Origin of the sequence: Paenibacillus selenitireducens (genome assembly GCF_002021565.1) — a bacterium.
Lineage (GTDB): Bacteria > Bacillota > Bacilli > Paenibacillales > Paenibacillaceae > Paenibacillus_K > Paenibacillus_K selenitireducens.
This window is the reverse complement of the sequence record NZ_MSZX01000007.1, coordinates 132,718-148,442: the sequence shown is the minus strand read 5'-3', so window position 1 is coordinate 148,442 and position 15,725 is coordinate 132,718. Positions and strand designations below refer to the sequence as shown.

13 protein-coding genes and 1 pseudogene are annotated in these 15,725 nt (G+C 46.7%); 10 read left to right on the top strand and 4 right to left on the bottom strand.

Annotation, left to right across the window (positions count from 1 at the left end; genetic code table 11):
* Positions 1-149: 149 nt before the first annotated feature.
* The 3 genes from BVG16_RS18375 to BVG16_RS18365 all read left to right on the top strand — a co-directional run bounded on the left by BVG16_RS18375 (position 150) and on the right by BVG16_RS18365 (position 3,456).
* Positions 150-1,841 carry a methyl-accepting chemotaxis protein gene (locus BVG16_RS18375; RefSeq protein ID WP_233147085.1) on the top strand — a complete coding sequence of 564 codons (1,692 nt, stop codon included), beginning with the start codon at positions 150-152 and terminating at the stop codon, positions 1,839-1,841.
* Between the two features lie 157 nt (positions 1,842-1,998).
* Positions 1,999-3,036, top strand: a complete 1,038-nt coding sequence (locus BVG16_RS18370) for a lactonase family protein (protein WP_158081725.1) — start codon at positions 1,999-2,001, stop codon at positions 3,034-3,036.
* Between the two features lie 81 nt (positions 3,037-3,117).
* Complete coding sequence (locus BVG16_RS18365) at positions 3,118-3,456, top strand: hypothetical protein (RefSeq protein ID WP_078500371.1); 339 nt, start codon at positions 3,118-3,120, stop codon at positions 3,454-3,456.
* A gap of 204 nt (positions 3,457-3,660) precedes the next feature.
* On the opposite strand, the gene BVG16_RS18360 is transcribed toward BVG16_RS18365, so the two are convergent.
* The gene (locus BVG16_RS18360; protein WP_078500369.1) at positions 3,661-4,050 is read right to left on the bottom strand and encodes a VOC family protein; all 390 of its coding nucleotides are present in this window, start codon (positions 4,048-4,050) and stop codon (positions 3,661-3,663) included.
* A 169-nt stretch (positions 4,051-4,219) separates the two neighbouring features.
* Positions 4,220-5,240 (bottom strand): annotated as a pseudogene (locus BVG16_RS18355) (NADH:flavin oxidoreductase/NADH oxidase).
* Positions 5,241-5,524: 284 nt separating this feature from the next.
* Between BVG16_RS18355 and BVG16_RS18350 the strand changes: the two are divergent.
* The 3 genes from BVG16_RS18350 (at position 5,525) to BVG16_RS18340 (ending at position 8,232) form a co-directional block, all read left to right on the top strand.
* Entirely contained in the window at positions 5,525-6,313 is a 789-nt protein-coding gene (locus BVG16_RS18350; RefSeq protein WP_078500367.1) for a (2Fe-2S)-binding protein, read from the top strand.
* A gap of 107 nt (positions 6,314-6,420) precedes the next feature.
* On the top strand, positions 6,421-7,482 hold the full coding sequence (locus tag BVG16_RS18345) for a nucleoid-associated protein (RefSeq protein WP_078500365.1): 1,062 nt from the start codon (positions 6,421-6,423) through the stop codon (positions 7,480-7,482).
* A 117-nt stretch (positions 7,483-7,599) separates the two neighbouring features.
* Positions 7,600-8,232: a nitroreductase family protein gene (locus tag BVG16_RS18340; RefSeq protein WP_078500363.1), complete on the top strand. Its 633-nt coding sequence runs from the start codon at positions 7,600-7,602 to the stop codon at positions 8,230-8,232.
* A 76-nt stretch (positions 8,233-8,308) separates the two neighbouring features.
* On the opposite strand, the gene BVG16_RS18335 is transcribed toward BVG16_RS18340, so the two are convergent.
* Both BVG16_RS18335 and BVG16_RS18330 read right to left on the bottom strand, forming a co-directional pair.
* Complete coding sequence (locus BVG16_RS18335; RefSeq protein ID WP_078500360.1) at positions 8,309-8,653, bottom strand: DUF2249 domain-containing protein; 345 nt, start codon at positions 8,651-8,653, stop codon at positions 8,309-8,311.
* Between the two features lie 20 nt (positions 8,654-8,673).
* Positions 8,674-8,907, bottom strand: a complete 234-nt coding sequence (locus tag BVG16_RS18330; protein ID WP_078500359.1) for a DUF2249 domain-containing protein — start codon at positions 8,905-8,907, stop codon at positions 8,674-8,676.
* A 326-nt stretch (positions 8,908-9,233) separates the two neighbouring features.
* On the opposite strand from BVG16_RS18330, the gene BVG16_RS18325 reads away from it, so the two are divergent.
* The 4 genes from BVG16_RS18325 to narI are packed head-to-tail and all read left to right on the top strand — an operon-like array spanning position 9,234 to position 15,680.
* Positions 9,234-12,908: a nitrate reductase subunit alpha gene (locus BVG16_RS18325; RefSeq protein ID WP_078500357.1), complete on the top strand. Its 3,675-nt coding sequence runs from the start codon at positions 9,234-9,236 to the stop codon at positions 12,906-12,908.
* The gene (narH, locus tag BVG16_RS18320) at positions 12,898-14,436 is read left to right on the top strand and encodes a nitrate reductase subunit beta (RefSeq protein ID WP_078500355.1); all 1,539 of its coding nucleotides are present in this window, start codon (positions 12,898-12,900) and stop codon (positions 14,434-14,436) included. Before BVG16_RS18325 ends, narH begins: the two co-directional genes overlap by 11 nt.
* Positions 14,429-15,004, top strand: a complete 576-nt coding sequence (gene narJ, locus BVG16_RS18315) for a nitrate reductase molybdenum cofactor assembly chaperone (RefSeq protein ID WP_078500353.1) — start codon at positions 14,429-14,431, stop codon at positions 15,002-15,004. The genes narH and narJ overlap by 8 nt, the downstream gene beginning before the upstream one ends.
* On the top strand, positions 14,991-15,680 hold the full coding sequence (gene narI, locus BVG16_RS18310) for a respiratory nitrate reductase subunit gamma (protein ID WP_078500351.1): 690 nt from the start codon (positions 14,991-14,993) through the stop codon (positions 15,678-15,680). The genes narJ and narI overlap by 14 nt, the downstream gene beginning before the upstream one ends.
* The last annotated feature ends 45 nt before the right edge of the window (positions 15,681-15,725 follow it).

Here is a 15,725-nt window from a genome sequence, read left to right as displayed (position 1 = left end):
TAGATTGCAGGTGTTTTTATATTTGTCATCAATTTGTCTAAATTTGTAGAATTTTGTAAACATAGTTCCTTGGACCTATTGGAACGACTATCCAAACGGGTGGTATAATTAGGCTTTGGATACATAGTTATTTTGGCGGAGGGAGAGACATGATGAAATTTAGCATTCGTATGAAAATGTTGACAGGTTTTCTGGCTGTTGCTGTTGTACTGATTATTTCAGGCAGTTTCTTATTTAACAGCCTAAGCAAAATGGATAAATCAAGTCAGGAACTGCTAGACCATAAGGTAGATATTCTACTAAATGCTTCGAATATTACCAAAATCGCAGTTCAACAATCCAGTGCGTTACGGGACTATTTGTTGACACAGACAGAGGAATCATTGAACCGTTTGAACCAGGCAAATCAGACCCAGTCCCAACAGTTGAAGGCGACAGCCCAGCTGGAACTTCGTGAGGAAGACAAGCAATCGATTACGAAATTACAGAACTTAAGCAAAGACTTCCAGACGAAAGCCGACAAGGTGGTATCTCTAGCGAAGACAGATCGCCAAGCATCGATTGAATTGGCATCCACGACGGTCATCCCGGTAGGTCGGGAAATGGAATATGAAGCCGAACGGATGGTTAAAGCACAACAGCAGCTGCTCAATGAAGGAAATAAAGCAAATTCGGATATGGCAGATCAATTGAAATTAATCAACCTGATTACAATCATTGCTACGTCCATCTTGGCTATGGTGATTGGATACTTTGTGTCCATTCTGATTGCGAAGCCGATCTTGCGCATTTCGAAATCCGCACAGCAAATCGCTGACGGGGACTTAACGGGCGCTAATATTGTGATTAAGAATAAGGATGAAGTCGGAGATCTGGCAGATTCCTTCAATCAAATGAAAAGCAATTTACAACGGTTGATTTCAGAGATCCAAGCAGGCGCAGAGCATGTCGCTTCTTCTTCCGAAGAGCTTGCAGCTGGCGCGGTGCAGACAAATCAAGCGACAGAGCAAATCTCGAGCTCGATTCAGAAAGTAGCTGAAGGCACGGAACATCAAGTGCAAAGTGTGATGGCATGCGTACAAGCTGTAAATGAAATGTCTGCTGGCGTGCAACAGATTGCCGTAAATGCACAGAACGTTACCGATGTGGTGATTGCGACTGCGGATCGTTCCTTAGAAGGGAACCATGCCATTCAATCTGCGGTTCAACAGATGCAATCGATTAACAACACCATGGAGGATCTGACACGTGTTATTACAGGTCTTGGGGAGCGTTCGAAAGATATCGGCAAGATTGTTGAGTTGATTACAGCTATTGCGAAACAGACGAACTTACTTGCACTAAATGCGGCGATTGAATCTGCACGTGCAGGTGAGCATGGGCGCGGCTTCGCTGTCGTTGCCAACGAAGTACGTAATTTGGCTGAGCAATCCTCTCAATCCGCGCAGCAGATTGCAGAGCTGATCACAACGATTCAGCAAGAAGCGAAAAGCTCCGTAATCTCCGTAGAGACGGGCAGAGCCGAAGTATCCGAGGGGATCCGGATCGTGAATCAAGCGGGCGAGACCTTCGAACATATTCATCGTTCCATTAATCACGTATCTGATGAAATTCAGAATGTGTCGGCCAGCGTGGAGCAAATGTCTGCGAATACCGAGCAGGTTGTCGCGGCAATTACGTCGATTTCCGAGACTTCTGAAGAAGCCGTGGCAGAATCGCAGACGGTATCGGCTGCGACGCAAGAACAATTGGCTTCGATGGCGGAAATTAGCTCAGCTGTGGACTCACTATCTACAATGGCAGAACAGTTACAAGGTCAAATCGGGAAGTTTAAAGTATAACCTTACATATCAAGCTTAGATCATGCCCTGCAGTCGAAACTTCGGCTTCAGGGCGTTTTTATCGATTACGGCGCGAGAATCTCGTTTTTTATAGTGAAACGGTTACCAAAAGGAAGTATGATGGGGGTATATGTCAATTCAAGTCAGGGAGGATTCTATGTCATATCTATTCGTTGGTTCATATGCACCCGCAGAGGCGGAAGGCATTCATTTGTATCAGTTTCAAGCAGAAGGGGACGGTCGCTTAGAACGGGTTAACGGTTATGCGGGCGTTGCAAATCCATCATTTCTAACCGTAGATGCTGCGCGTCGCCGATTATTTGCTGTGAGTGAAACCGCGAATGGGGCCGTTGTCTCTCTACGCTATGATGTAGAGACTGGAGCGATCGAAGAAGTGAACCGCCAGCTTACGCAAGGAGACGATCCTTGCCATTTGATTACAGACCCAACGGGCCAGTGGTTGTTGCTCGTGAATTATTCATCCGGTAACGTGAATGTATATCCAATTGCAGCAGATGGCTCATTGGGAACGCTGTCGGATCAGGTTCAGCATGCTGGACATAGCGTGAATCCGGATCGTCAAGAATCACCACATCCGCATTCCATACACAACATTCCGGGGACTTCTTTTTACCTTGTACCCGATTTAGGACTGGATCAGCTTGTTGTCTATGAGTTAGATGGCGAACATGGGAAATTGAATCAAGTCTCCGTAACGAACACGGCACCTGGCTCAGGACCTCGCCATGCGGCGTTCCACCCAAGCGAGCCCTACGTCTATGTAATTCATGAATTAACTTCCGAGGCAGAAGTATTCGAGATTAACCGGGCGGAAGGCACATTAACTTCGGTACAGAAGTTGACGACATTGCCAGCAGGACTTGAAGGCGATAGCTGGTGTGCTGAAATTGCAATGGCTGCTTCAGGAACCTATGTCTATGGTTCGAACCGTGGAGACGACAGCCTTGTGGTCTACAATCTAGAGACACCGAGCCAATTGCATCCCGTGGGCTGGAGTTCGACGAAAGGGAACTTCCCAAGACATTTCACCATTGTTCCGAATGAGCCGTATGTCTTGGCAGCCAATCAGAATTCAGACAATATGGTTGTTATGAAATTGAATGAGCAAGGAATCCCGGTAGCAACGGGACAAGAGGTTCAAATCACAAAACCCGTGTGCTTAAAATTTGGATAAAAAACGATATTGCAAAACCGGATATTCCGAGTATAATACTTGGTATAAACGTTCTGTTATGAGCAGAGGGGGATGCAGGCCATGATCCACAAACATCATAAATCTTTCACACAGACTTGGATTAATGATCATCTCGATCTCTATAATTATGCACAATCAATTAGTGATACGGAATGGCAAGAAGAGATTATTGCGAGCATGAGACGGCAGGATACGCTAGTCCAACAAGAGCTTCGTCGATCTGCACGGTTTGAACTATGGCGCAAATTCGATTCGATTAACCTGGATATGCTGGAATTATATCATCAACTCAAGACAAGTCAGGATGAGGAGCAAGTCGAGGAACTTCGGAAGAAAGTATGGAACCTTCGTCTTCAACGTCTTGAAGTCGTGAAGCAATTACATCAAGGGATGAAATAAAAAAAGCGAGAGCCTACAGGGGTCTGTTCAGCTATCACTCGATTTGGGAGATTCTAGTGCCGCATGCAGTCGACTGCTCTGCTTGAATTGTGATGCAACCAAGTTGTTGCCACAATTCCCCTTTAGAATACTATAGTATTTACGTAGAATCAAGAAAATCGCCTAATTCTCGCATGCAAGCATCGAGAGTTAGGCGATTTTGATTTATCGTTGGAAAAACTCGATCCATTCCCCTTCAGGGCCGGCAATGAAGAAATACCGGCAACCATTCGGCAATGTCGTAATTTCTTGATCGATGAACGTAGCGTCCGTCTGTCGAACGCGATGGAACTCGGCTTCAATATCAGGTACGGTGATGGCAAAATGATGGACTTTGCCTTCCGTTGGGAGATTATCATTATAGCCTTGAATAATTTCGATCTCGGTCTCATCGGAGCCGCCGAACCCGAGGAAAGCAAGCTGGAAAACACCGTTTGTATGCGTGATTCTTCCTTTCACTTCGAGACCTACAATTTCCGTATAGAAACGGATCGTCTGTGCAATATCTTTGACAATGACGCCGACATGGTCGACGCGTTTCTGCGTAGCTGTCATGTTGAAAACCTCCTTGTGTGCGTGTGCGAGTAATTTTATTATAGGTTAATAATTCCAATAAGTGAAGTCGGAATTGATATGAAAAAGCACACAAATCCCAAAAGAGATTTGTGTGCCTCATCATGATCTGAAAAAACACTGCTACAGGTAAAGATCAATTCATATCTCATTAATATCCTCGGATATAGGATTTCGGTACAACGGTGTCTTTCGATACGGCTTGAAGTGCGTGCAGCGCCCAGTAAGGATCGCGCAGCATTCCGCGGCCTACAGCCACCATGTCCGCATCGTTATTCGCGATCGTAGCCTCTGCGAGCTTCGCATCATCCAAGATGCCTACAGCGATGACCGGGACATGCAGCGCTTGCTTCACGGCTCGCGCCATCGGGACTTGGTAGCCCGGATAGTTGCCGGGTTTGCGAGCCATTTTCGTATAGGGACCGCCTTCACCGCCTGTTGAGATATCGAAGATATCAACGCCGGCTTCCTTGTAGCGCCGACACATGTCAATGCCATGTTCGATGTCATAGCCGTCTTCCATATATTCCAGTAAGGATATCCGGAATATCAGCGGCATATCTGCAGGCATGACTTGCTTCACGGCTTGAATTACTTCGATGCCGAACTTCGCAAGGTCTTGCCCGTATTCGTCTGTACGTTGGTTAATCGCCGGTGAGTGAAATTGGTGGATCAAATAACCGTGGGCACCATGAATTTCAATCGTATCAAACCCGGCTTCTACTGCCCGTCTCGCCGCATCTTGAAATTTAACGACCATTGCTTGGACTTCTTCGGTAGTTAACGCACGTGGCGTCTTGAAGCTCTCATCGACGGCTAGTGCAGATGAACTTACCGGGACCTCCGCATCGGTCGCTTTTCGCCCGGCATGTGCGATTTGAATACCGATCTTCGAACCGTGTCGATGGACTTCGTCCACGATACGACGATAAGCAGGGATATGGTCATCGGACCAGATCTGTGATACGGCCATCTGGCTCAACATCAGTCATCTCGACAATGATAAGTCCTGTACCGCCAACTGCACGGGATACATAATGCACATAATGCCATTCATTAGGAATGCCATCCTGCGCATCTACGGCGTACTGACACATCGGTGGCATCACGATTCTATTTTTAAGTGACAAGCTCTTTAAGGTGTAGGGAGTTGATAAATGATTCGTTGGCATGGTACTTCACTCCTTTTCTATGGTTCGAGGCCCCTATCTTTCATTATATACAATAGGCAAGGAGGAATAAAAGGCGATTGACAAGCTTCATTACAGGGGCGTATATCCCGGTGAGCGGAGGCAGCGTAATGCCTGCGATCTAAAGCTTCTATAATGGAAGACGATTCAATCGGGGGATTTCAAATTGACAGGTGAAGCGTAGATGATTATGATCAAATTATTGAGAGTAATTATCATTATCATTATAATTGAGCGTGAGGAATTGCGTTAAGGAGCGAATCTGAATGTTGAATATCCCCCTGACGATCTATGAAAAATATACGATTTACCAAGAACCGCAACTGGATACACTATACGAAATCGAGTTGTGGAAATTAGCAGAGAAAGAGGGCGCGCGTGAGTTCGCTGAGGCCTACGCTCCGCATATCAAAGCCTTATCGCTCGATGTCACAGCAACGTATTTTACGGCAAATTTCACGCGTGTCATTACCGCTTTTCATTATGCATTGTGGCATGATGGCCTGCATATCGATTTGACGCTGCGTAATCTGACGGTTCGAATCGTGAAGCATCCGAAAGGGTTTATCACGCTTAATTTCGGGCTGAAGAAGGTGCAGGGCGCGGAAGTATCCCTTACGGACCGGAAGCTGCAGATTATATCGATGCAGACGGCTTTTTACCGGGAGGAAGTTAGGCCTTTATTAGAATCGCTCGCTTCTGTTGTTGGGATTAGTGTTGGTATGCTGTGGGGTGTTATTCCGACGTATTTTCAATACTACCATGATCTATGGTTCGATGAGCCAATGAATGAACTACAACGCATGCAGCTCGCTTCAGATATGGAGGTTCTTCATCAATTGTCTCCTGTTGTATTTGGACGGGTCAAGAACCCAATGGTTGCGAAATTCCGTTATATGGAGAGTCCCTATGAACCTGGAGAGCAAATCCGGATGAAAAACACCTGCTGCCTTGCTTACAAAACAGAGGGCGGCGATTATTGCATCACATGCCCGCGCCTAAATGACACAGAGCGGACTAGACGCATCGAGGAATATAAAGCAAAACAAGCATAAATCATTCCACTTCTGCCACGGCAGGACGTTTTCGAGTATACTGAGAAAGTATGTTTTTGGGAGAGGTATCTCGTGAAACGTGATGTTAGGAAAAGAGGGGAATCGATTTGATTAATTTAACCAATGTTGAAATCCAAGATATCGTCATTCATCGGGTGGGGAATAAATCGAAGGACGAAGGCGTTGCCGTCGCGAAGGAATGTTTCGAGATCGATAACGACGAGCTTCGTGAGGCATTATTGAAATATTTTCTTGCTTCCTTCAAATTCGATGCCACGTATCGCTTCCATCATGAGGCAGACATCGCGTTGAATGAAGTGTACACCTATACGAATGCCATTTTTAAAGATAGTACGACGTTTTATGATCAATCTGTGCATATTCTGCGCCATTTGTACGAGCAATCATCACATCCGCAAATCAAGTCGGGCGAATTGTACGTAGTGCATTTTAACCATATTATATACGACAATTTCAGCGTGGATGCCGTTGGGATTTTCAAATCCGAGAACAAGGATGAGTACTTGAAAATCGATGAGCAAGAACCAACGGAATTCCAGCTTCAATATGAGCAGGGCGTCAATATCAAGAAATTAGACAAAGGATGCATTATTTTCAACTTCAATGCCAATGCGGGTTTCCATGTAAGTCTTGTCGACCTGTCGAATAAGGGACCGAGCAACGAGGCAGTCTATTGGAGAGACGATTTCTTGCAAGTCAAAGTGCTGGAGGACGAGCATTACATGACCGACCAGTACATTCGCATGTGCTCGGATTTCTACGATAACGTCGTCGCGACGACGAATGACCAATTCGAGAAGAAGGAAAAATTGGTGTTCCTAAACGAGACAATCCAACATTTTGCGAAGAACGAGCAGTTCGTCGAAGAGACGTTTTTTGAAGAAGTTATCCGTGATCCGGAGTACACGAATATGTTCAAGACGTACAAGGAAACGTACGAGGAAATGAATGAATTACCGCCGATGACGGATTTCAACATCTCTCAGAATGCGCTCAAAAAAGTAAAGCGTCAATTCAAGAACGATATTAAGCTCGACACGAATATCGAAATCAAGGTGAACAACGAGAGCTTTGATTACTTGGAAAAAGGTTATGATGAAGAGCGGAATATGTACTATTACAAAGTGTACTTCAACAATGAAGCATGATGTGACGGATAATAAGCTGCTATATTTTTGTTTGCACCTTCTGAAATCCTATTGTATAATGTGAAAACCGTGTTAATTATATCACAGTTAATTACAACTCACATCGGAGGTAACATAATGTCAAATACGACAACAACAGTAGATTTCATGCAAGTGGTGAACGATCGCCACGCCGTTAAGAAGTACGATTCATCCGTTAAAATTTCCAAAGCGGAGCTTACAGAACTGATCGAAACAGCAACCAAAGCGCCTTCCGCTTGGAACCTGCAGCATTGGAAATTCGTTGTTATCGACGACCAAGCACAAAAAGAAAAATTGCTTCCGATCGCGTACGGGCAACAACAAGTTGTTGAAGCTTCCGCGGTAATCGCCGTTCTTGGCGACTTAGAAGCGAACAAAAATGCAGAGACGATCTTCGGTGGAGCTGTACAAGCAGGTCAATTGCCGCAAGAGGTGAAAGACATGATTGTAGGTCAAATCGAAGGAGCTTATAAGAGCCCTCAAGTCGCACGCGACTCCGCTGTATTGAATGGTTCCTTGGCTGCTATGCAATTGATGCTTGCTGCCAAAGCTAAAGGCTATGATACGTGTGCGATGGGCGGATACGATGCTGTGAAATTCGCAGAAGCGTTCAAGGTGCCTAGCCGTTATATCCCGTTGATGTTAATCTCCGTAGGTAAAGCAGCTACGCCAGCACGCGCAAGCTTCCGTTTCCCTGCGGCAGATACGATTATATGGAATCAATTCTAATTATCCTTCATTAACGATAAACGAAAGAGGTCATGCTTACGCTAGCGCGCAACATGACCTCTTTTTTGCTGCTTATTTATTTGTGATGACCTCTGCATTCTTGGTTCTGAGATGTTGCGTTCGAGTCTGTGGTGTCGGATGCGTCAATAAGGGAAGTTAGCTCTTTGATCCACTGCTCATTCTTTTTATTAACGAATGTCGTCATCCAATGGTTATCGTCTACTCGCTCAGAAATACCCACGAGTCCTTTCAGCTTCAGCATGCCGATCAGCGGCGTAGGCCGGAGGGTAGCATGTAGAACAAAAACGTCATCCTCACCTAAGCTCTCCACTTGGTCCATAATCAATTGGAAAGGCTCCAATTTGTTACGAAGTTGGGGTCTAACGTCCAATTCCACGACGCGTGCGGATTCTCGATCCATACGAAACACCTCCCGCTTTATTATAATTTACAGATTCTTACTTGGAATGTGGTTGGACCTTGTTCGATATAGTCCCAAGTGAATTTTCCTGTATACAAGGCCTCGAATTGGTAGCGCAGCGGCACAGGATCGTGGTCATTCACAAGCAGCATGGCCTCGGTTGGTTTCAAGCTATTAAACGTATCGAAGATTACTTTATGTTTGAGCTGTGGCGGATATTTAGGCGCTTCAACGGTTGCAGCATATGGATTCATATTTCATTCCCCCAGTTTTGTAGGTTGACTTACGCCTTTCATTATAGGGCAGACGATTTGCTCGCCTTGTGTTTCCCCTCACATTTTCATAAATTATCCCTTTTATTTTCGTAAATAGAGGAAGTCCTTCATTATGTAAAATATAAACCCCTTTTATAGTAAACATGTTGTACAAAATGATTGATTTGAGGGAATTCCCCGGAGGATTTAGGAATTTTCCCTAATAGGAATACGTAGGATGCCACTTCATAATTAGTGTATAAGAATAGACAAATCATTGATTCCCGTCATATCTTTGTCATTCTGGAGAAGGAGTGGTTTGTCCAATGAAACCGAAGTTTGGACTGAGATTCTTTAAGCCTGCAGAAAGTTATTCGGGCAATTGGTCGATTCTCGAAGAAAAGGATCGTACATGGGAGAACATGTATCGCGGCCGTTGGTCGCACGATAAAGTGGTACGCACAACACATGGCGTCAATTGTACGGGGTCATGCAGTTGGAAAGTATTCGTAAAGAATGGAATTATTACATGGGAAAACCAACAAATCGATTATCCGTCATGCGGACCGGATATGCCAGAATTTGAACCGCGCGGATGTCCGCGCGGTGCTTCATTTTCGTGGTATGAGTACAGTCCGTTACGCGTGAAATATCCATATATGCGGGGCCGTCTATGGCGCATGTGGAAGCAGGCGTTGGCTGAGCATGCTGATCCTATTGCAGCGTGGGCAAGCATTGTCGAAGATCCTGAGAAATCAAGATCTTATAAGAAAGCGCGTGGTAAAGGCGGTCATGTACGCGTGTCGTGGGAGGCTGCCACCCAATTAATCTCTGCGCAGTTAATCTACACGATTCGTAAGTATGGACCGGATCGGATTGCTGGATTTACACCGATTCCCGCGATGTCGATGATCAGTTATGCGTCAGGTGCAAGGTTTATCTCCTTGTTGGGCGGCGAAATGCTGAGCTTCTATGATTGGTATGCGGATCTTCCGCCGGCTTCACCGCAAATTTGGGGGGAGCAGACAGACGTGCCGGAGTCGAGTGACTGGTACAATGCAGGCTACCTGATCATGTGGGGCTCGAATGTGCCGCTAACACGTACCCCTGATGCCCATTTTATGACGGAAGTCCGTTACAAGGGGACAAAAGTCGTGTCGGTCGCACCGGATTACGCGGAGAATGTGAAGTTCGCCGACAACTGGTTGGCACCGCATCCGGGGACGGATGCCGCGATTGCGCAAGCGATGACACATGTGATTCTGAGTGAATTCTATAACGAGCGTCAGGAACCGATGTTCCTGGATTATGCCAAACAATATACGGATATGCCATTCCTGATTCTCCTCGATGAGCATGAAGGAAGTTATAAAGCAGGTCGTTTCCTGCGTGCAAGCGATCTGGGAGATACCTCGCAGCATGCCGAGTGGAAACCGGTCATTCTCGATGAAATAACAAAGGAAATTACGATTCCGAATGGTACCATGGGTCAGCGGTGGGAGCAGGATAAGAAGTGGAACCTAATTCTGGAACGCGAGGACGGTACGAAGATCAACCCAGCGATGTCGGTGGAAGCTCTTGGTGCCGAATGGCAGGAGATGGTGTTCCCTTACTTCGATAATACAGGGAACGGCATCTTTAAGCGCCCTGTTCCAGCTCGGACCATTCAGTTGGCCGATGGCTCGGAGCGGTTAGCTGTTACGGTCTATGATTTGATGCTAAGTCAATACGGCGTACGCCGTATCAACAGTGACTTGGAAGCTCAAGGGTATGAGGATGCAACATCGCACTATACACCTGCATGGCAAGAATCCATTACAGGTGTGAAGCCATCCGTTGTTGTTCAAATTGCCCGTGAATTCGCGCAGAATTCATTGGATACGGGTGGACGCTCCATGATTATTATGGGAGCCGGGATTAACCATTGGTTCAATAGTGATACGATCTATCGTTCCATACTGAATTTGGTGATCTTAACGGCTTCGCAAGGGGTGAACGGTGGCGGTTGGGCCCATTATGTGGGACAAGAGAAATGCCGTCCGATCGAAGGATGGTCGACGGTTGCCTTTGCGAAGGATTGGCAAGGACCGGCACGTCTGCAGAATGCAACATCATTTTTCTATTTTGCAACCGATCAGTGGAAATATGAAGAGATGGGAACAGAATCGCTGAAATCGCCAACTGGCGGGGACATTCGTTACCAGCATCCAGCGGATTACAATGTGCTTGCTGCACGTCTCGGATGGTTGCCTTCGTATCCGCAGTTTAATAAGAGCAGCTTGGCGTTTGCAGAGGAAGCGGCACAAAAAGGCGCTACGGAGAACGCAGATATTATTCAGCATACACTCGATCAAATTAAATCGAATGAAACCAAGTTTGCGGTGGAAGATCCCGATGCACCTGAGAATTTCCCTCGCTCTTTATTCGTCTGGCGCTCAAACCTGATCTCGAGCTCCGCTAAGGGGCAAGAGTACTTCATGAAGCATCTGCTTGGCGCAGGGGACGGGTTATTATCTACACCGAACGAGGAAGAGAAGCCGGAAGAAATCACATGGCGCGAAGAGGTAGAAGGAAAGCTGGATCTCTTAGTTGCTCTTGACTTCCGGATGACGGCGACGCCGATGTATGCCGATGTCGTATTGCCGGCGGCGACTTGGTATGAGAAGACAGATTTGTCCTCCACAGATATGCATCCATTCGTGCATCCGTTCAACCCTGCGGTCGATCCGCTATGGGAATCCCGTTCAGACTGGGATATCTATCGGACGATTGCGAAGGACTTCTCTGACATGGCGAAGGACCATCTGCCAGGGGTGTATAAGGATCTGGTTATTTCTCCACTTGCGCATGATTCTGTGAATGAAATTGCGCAGCCTTATGGCGTAATTAAAGATTGGCGCAAAGGTGAAATCGAAGCTATTCCAGGGAAAACAATGCCGAACCTATCGATTGTCGAGCGAGATTATACGCAAATTTACGATAAATATGTCACGCTGGGTCCGAACCTTGCAAAAGGCAAAGTCGGGGCGCATGGCGTAAGCTTCTCAGTCGCTGAAGAGTATGAGGAACTTAAACGAATCAATGGTATGTATCGCGATGATACGATTAAGAATAGCTTGCCGAAGCTGCGTACAGCCCGTCATGCAGCGGATGCGATCTTGAATTTATCGTCCGCGACGAACGGCAAGGTGTCACAGCGTGCGTGGGAATCCGCTGAGCAAGATACAGGAGTTGAGCTGAAAGACATTTCAGCAGACCGTGCTGCGGAGAAGATCACCTTCCAGAGCATTACGGTTCAGCCTCGTGAAGTGATTCCAACGCCGGTGTTCAGCGGCTCGAATAAGATGGGCAGACGTTATTCACCGTTTACGACGAATATTGAACGTCTGGTGCCTTTCCGCACCTTGACAGGAAGACAACATTTCTATATTGATCATGAAATCTTCCTGCAATTTGGTGAGGCGCTGCCGGTCTATAAACCGACCCTGCCTCCGATGGTCTTCGGACCAAGAGATAAGAAAATCGTTGGCGGCCAAGATTCGCTTGTCCTCCGTTATCTAACGCCGCATGGCAAATGGAACATCCACAGTATGTATCAGGACAACCTGCACATGCTGACGTTATTCCGCGGCGGTCCGACGGTCTGGATCAATAATGAGGATGCCGCATCGCATCAGATTGAAGATAATGACTGGCTTGAAGTATATAACCGGAACGGTGTTGTCACAGCGCGTGCCGTTGTCAGCCATCGGATGCCGAAAGGCACGATGTTCATGTACCATGCGCAGGATAAGCATATTAATGTACCGGGATCGGAAATTACGCAGGATCGCGGCGGAAGCCACAATGCACCGACAAAAATTCATGTGAAACCAACGCAAATGGTAGGCGGTTATGCACAGCTAAGTTATGGATTTAACTATTACGGTCCGATTGGAAATCAGCGGGATGTCTATGTTGCCGTCCGCAAAATGAAGGAGGTTGAGTGGCTTGAAGATTAAAGCGCAAATTGCCATGGTGATGAATTTGGACAAATGTATCGGATGCCACACCTGCAGCGTGACGTGCAAGAGTACCTGGACGAACCGTTCAGGGGCCGAATACATTTGGTTCAATAACGTAGAGACGAAGCCAGGCATCGGATATCCGATGCGCTGGGAGGATCAAGAGAAGTACAAGGGCGGCTGGACGCTGAAGAACGGCAAGCTCGAATTAAAATCGGGGAACAAGCTATCCAAGATCGCGTTGGGTAAGATTTTCCATAACCCGGATATGCCTGAAATGAAAGATTATTATGAACCGTGGACCTATAATTATGAGCACTTGACCACTTCGGGAGAAAAGAAGCACCAGCCTGTCGCTCGCCCGAAATCAGTCATTACAGGGGATACGATGGACCTGAAGTGGGGACCAAACTGGGAGGATGATTTGGCAGGCGCGCATGTGACAGGTCCAAAGGATCCGAATATCGAGAAAATCGAAGAAGAAATTAAATTTAATTTTGAGCAAGCATTCATGATGTATCTGCCGCGTCTTTGCGAGCACTGTTTGAATCCAAGCTGTGTTGCTTCTTGTCCATCAGGCGCGATGTATAAGCGCGATGAGGACGGCATTGTCTTGGTCGACCAAGAGGCGTGCCGCGGCTGGCGTTTTTGCATGACAGGCTGCCCTTATAAGAAGGTATACTTCAACTGGCAGACGAACAAGGCGGAGAAATGTACGTTCTGCTTCCCGCGGATCGAAGCAGGACTGCCAACCGTCTGCTCGGAGACATGTACAGGACGTATTCGTTACCTCGGCGTGTTATTGTATGACGCGGATCGCGTACAGGAGGCTGCTTCTGCACCGGATGAGAAGGATCTGTATCAAGCCCAATGCGACTTGTTCCTAGATCCGAATGATCCTGCTGTCATTGCACAGGCACGGGCAGATGGTTTAACCGAAGAATGGATCGAGGCGGCTCAGAATTCGCCTGTGTATAAGCTTGCCATTGAATATAAGCTTGCATTCCCATTGCATCCCGAATACCGGACATTGCCAATGGTATGGTATGTACCGCCGCTTAGCCCGATCATGAACTATTTTGAAGGGAAGGATTCGATTCAGAACCCGGATATGATCTTCCCAGCTATCGAGGAAATGCGGATGCCGATTCAATACTTGGCGAACATGCTTACGGCGGGCGATCCGGAACCTGTGAAGGAATCCTTGCAACGGCTTGCCATGATGCGTTCTTATATGCGGTCTGTATCGACGGGCAAGCCTTTCGATGAACAGCGTCTCTCTCGTCTAGGATTAACGGCATATCAGACGGAACAAATTTACCGCTTGCTCGCGATCGCGAAATATGAGGATCGGTTCGTCATTCCAACGTCGCACAAGGAGAGTTATCTGGATACCTACCATGCGCAAGGCTCCGAAGGCTTTGGTCTTGATTGTGGAGGTTGCGGTACTGGAGGGCCTTCGACGAACAAGAGCGGTAAAGAGATCTATGAAGAAAACTTCTATGGGGGAATATGGCGTGATTAATCTCGAGAAGTTATATGAATATAAGCATGTATTTGGCTTTATGGCGCAGCAGTTAACTTACCCGGAGAAGCTTGATTTCCATCCGTCGGTAATCGACTCATTGCTGCAGCCAAGCGAGCCGGCCTTTGAACATATCCAGCAGTTCTGGAATGTGATGCACGAATATAGCATGGAGCAGCTAGAGGAGCTGTACGTACAGACCTTTGATTTTCAGAAGGATTCGACCTTGTATATGACATACTTCAAATTCGAGGACTCGAAGGAACGCGGGCAAATGCTTGCCAAGCTGAAAATTTTGTATCAAATGTTCGGATTGGATATGCCTGATCATGAATTATCGGATTACTTGCCGCTAATGTGCGAATTTATCTATGCTGCCGATTGGCAGGGATATCCGCAAGCGGAAAAGGATTTCGGCGTCTTGGTCAGCGTCATCGAAGACGGTACCTTCCATCTCCTGCAATCGCTAGAGAAGAGCAATAGTCCGTATTATCACTTAATCAAAGCCTTACGCGAAACGTTGAAAGTTTGTATCCGTCAGGAGGCGTCCAACCATGAACATGCTTGATCAATTCCTATGGGTGATTTTCCCTTATCTATGCATCATGGTATTTATCTTAGGCCACATCTATCGCTATCGCTACGATCAGTTCCATTGGACGGCCAAATCGAGTGAATTCATTGAGAAAAAACATCTGAGGCTAGGCAGCCTTATGTTCCATCTGGGGATCATGCCGGTGATCGCTGGCCATATCGCAGGCTTAGGGATTCCGAAGTCGTGGATGGAAGCGTTGGGTGTCAATGAACATATGTATCATTTCGGTGCGGTGTATATCGGCAGCTTATTCGGGTTCCTTACCTTAGGCGGGATGCTGCTGCTGACGGCTCGGAGATTAACGATCAAGAATGTACGCAAATTAAGCTCTGCCTCGGATATTATCGTAAATCTACTGCTGCTATTCATTGTTATCATGGGGCTGTTCAGCACGGTAGTTACGAATGTCGTCGAGCCCAGCTTCGATTATCGCTCGACGATCTCCATCTGGTTCCGCAACTTATTTATTCTGCGTCCCGATGCTGCTTTTATGATCCATGTACCCTTTTCATTCAAAATTCATATTGTAGCAGGCTTCCTTATTTTTGCATTGTGGCCGTTTACACGATTGGTTCACGTATGGAGCGTCCCGTTGAATTATATAGGCAGAAGTTATATTCTGTATAGAAAGAACCGTAAACAAGGATGATAGGAGAGAAAGCATCACCTGCTTTCTTGTCTATCTGCGAGGGAG